At 29.2% G+C, this 2699-nt stretch carries 3 protein-coding genes; 1 reads left to right on the forward strand and 2 read right to left on the reverse strand.

Annotated elements, in window-relative coordinates:
• Positions 1–110: 110 nt before the first annotated feature.
• Complete coding sequence (locus tag ACH2BG_RS11315; protein ID WP_395047802.1) at positions 111–1265, reverse strand: M14 metallopeptidase family protein; 1155 nt, start codon at positions 1263–1265, stop codon at positions 111–113.
• A gap of 311 nt (positions 1266–1576) precedes the next feature.
• Between ACH2BG_RS11315 and ACH2BG_RS11320 the strand changes: the two genes are divergently transcribed.
• The gene (locus ACH2BG_RS11320) at positions 1577–2053 is read left to right on the forward strand and encodes a helix-turn-helix transcriptional regulator (protein ID WP_395047803.1); all 477 of its coding nucleotides are present in this window, start codon (positions 1577–1579) and stop codon (positions 2051–2053) included.
• Positions 2054–2295: 242 nt separating this feature from the next.
• Here ACH2BG_RS11320 and ACH2BG_RS11325 read toward each other — a convergent pair.
• Positions 2296–2699, reverse strand: a 404-nt coding sequence (locus ACH2BG_RS11325) for a 1-acyl-sn-glycerol-3-phosphate acyltransferase (protein WP_395047804.1), incomplete at its 5' end; no start/stop codon positions are given.

A 2699-nucleotide genomic window follows, 5' to 3' on the forward strand; every position in this document is an offset into this window, starting at 1 on the left:
GGTGATCTACTTCATCTAAACGAAATTTACTCATAACTCTTTAATTATCATTATTATTTACTTTAACAAAGTATAAAAATATACATAAAAACAACAAAAAGACATAAATATTAAATATTTATCATTCCGTTAACAATTTTTATGTTATTATCTAAATAAAAATCTGCTTTTTGATTTAATTTAGGAATGTTATTAAAATCATCTTTATAACTTGCTTCTTTAGCATCGTATTCAAAATGACCGAAATACCCTTCCAAATTTCCTATCTGAGAAATGTAGGCATTAAAAAAAATATCATTATCAATTAACTCTTCTTTATACTGAAGTGCAAAATTGGTGATTATTTCAATACCATCATAATTTATCTTGATGTTTTTATAGATAAAATCATAAAAAATGACTTTATTTTGAGGAATATTCAAGTATTTATTAATTCCGTTGCTAACTATAACGTTTTCGCTCAGCACATTAAAACTAGAAATTAAAGCCATGAAAACATATTTTCGCGTTTCTTCACGTTCATAATCGTAAGAAAAATGTCCGGCTTCTATAAGAATAGTTGGAACTCCTAAATACTGGAACGTATCACCAATGCAATTGAGATTAAAGGAATCATCAAAACGTCCGATTTGATTTGGTAAATATTCTTGAAGTATTTCATTTACACCAGCAATAAGATGAATTGCTTTTAATCGAGTGTCGTTAATTTCGCGATTCTCATTGTATGAAGGCGCTAAAAAAGATAGCGTTGCAGTTTTTCCAGTATCGCTTACGCCAAAAATAGTGCGCTGATCGTGAAGGTTAAAACAATAATCAGGTTTAAACTCTTCAAAAACAGCTCGTAAAAGCTTACTTTCTGGCTGTGTAAGTGCTTGTGAATCGCGATTCAAATCAACTTTATTAGCATTTTCTCTAGTGTATAAAGCAGCTCCATCAGGGTTTAGCATTGGAATACAATAAAAGGTAAATGCATCAAGAAATTTTTGCTCGCTTTCTGAACCACCATGCAAGACATTCAAAAAATCAAACAAGGCTTTTGTAGTGGTAGCTTCATTACCGTGCATTTGTGACCAAAGAAATATTTTAGTTTTTCCTTTCCCTATTTTGTAGGAATAAATGGATTTCTCTAAAACCGATTTCCCAATAACTTTAAGCTGATTTGCCGTATTTAATTTTTCTAAAATCGGAACAATTGAGTCTAACGTAATGTATCGTCCGTGTATTGAATGTTCCTTATACCGATGAAATAATTCTTCTAAATTCATGCTACTTTATTTGATTTACAAAAGTAAACATCTTTATATTTACATTTGTAAACATTGAAAAGTGACCTAATTATATAAATGTAAACACTCTTTAGGCAGTGTCAATAGGTATCTGACTTTGTTTAGTAAACAATTAGTCTCATTTAAATTTTTATTAATTAATTCATATATTATCAAGTACTTGCGCATTGTTATTTAACTGATAAGTTACATATTTTTAAGCTCGTAATTCTATTTACGGTTGTGATTTTGGTATTTCAGTTCTTTTTAGTTACATTTGTAAATAGTTTTTTCTAAAAAAACAATTTACAATGGTAAACACAGAGGATTTTATAAAAAGGTTGGAAATTATTCTGGATTATTATAGCCTGAATGCTTCTGCTTTTGCAGATAAAATTGGGGTACAACGCTCCAGTTTGTCTCACCTCCTTTCTGGACGAAATAAACCAAGCTTGGATTTTATTCTAAAAATACTGGATGTTTTTCCAGATGTAGATTTGTATTGGATTTTGAATGGAAAAGGAAGCTTTCCAAAAAACACAGAAGAGTTTGATAAAAAAGAAAGTAGCGTTGAGCAAATTGTAAAACAAAATATTTATACTCCTCCACCGACTGAAATAATTACTGAGAATTTATTTTCGGAAATAAAAATACCAAATTCGATTCCAGTATTGGAAACAAAAAAAATAGAAAATCAAATTAACGATAAAGAATCGTATTCTGCTGCTATTGACAAAATCGTAATTTTTTATAAAAATGGAACTTTTAAAAGTTATGTTCCCGATTAAAAAAAACAACCCCAATTCAGATTTCCAAATTGGGGTCATTCAAAAAAAAAAACTAAATTGTAATTCTATTATCTAAGTACAAAAAATCAAGATTACTAATTTACTTCTACACGTCGCTTCGAGTAAACAGTACCATCAAAAAAAGTGAGCAAGCAAATATTTTTTTGTAAATATGTTTTTTAAAGACTTATTTACATTTACGAATAATTTAAAATTTTGGTTTTGATTTTTTTTAAACAAATTTAATTTTTTTTGACTGAATATCCTTTTGCCGATATTTTACCTTCAACACCTATAAAATGTTTCTTTAAAATTGTCATGTCACTTTCGATAGTTCCAGAAGGTAAAACTGGAATTCCAAGATTAACTTCTTTCTTACCAAAATCAAATGCGACAGGGATTATAGGGACGTTTGCTTTTAAAGCGATGTAATAAAATCCTGTTTTCAATTCGGTAACTTTTTTTCGGGTTCCTTCTGGAGCAACTGCCAAACGAAAAATTTCCTTCCTGTCAAAAATAGCTGCAATAGAATCGACTTTGTTTAAACCTCCAGAACGATCCAATGGTTCACCGCCCATATATCTAAAATAAAAACCAAATGGAAAACGAAATAATTCTTTCTTACCAACCCAGTTCATTTCTAATC

This window comes from Flavobacterium sp. (assembly GCF_043779715.1).
Taxonomy (GTDB): Bacteria; Bacteroidota; Bacteroidia; order Flavobacteriales; family Flavobacteriaceae; genus Flavobacterium.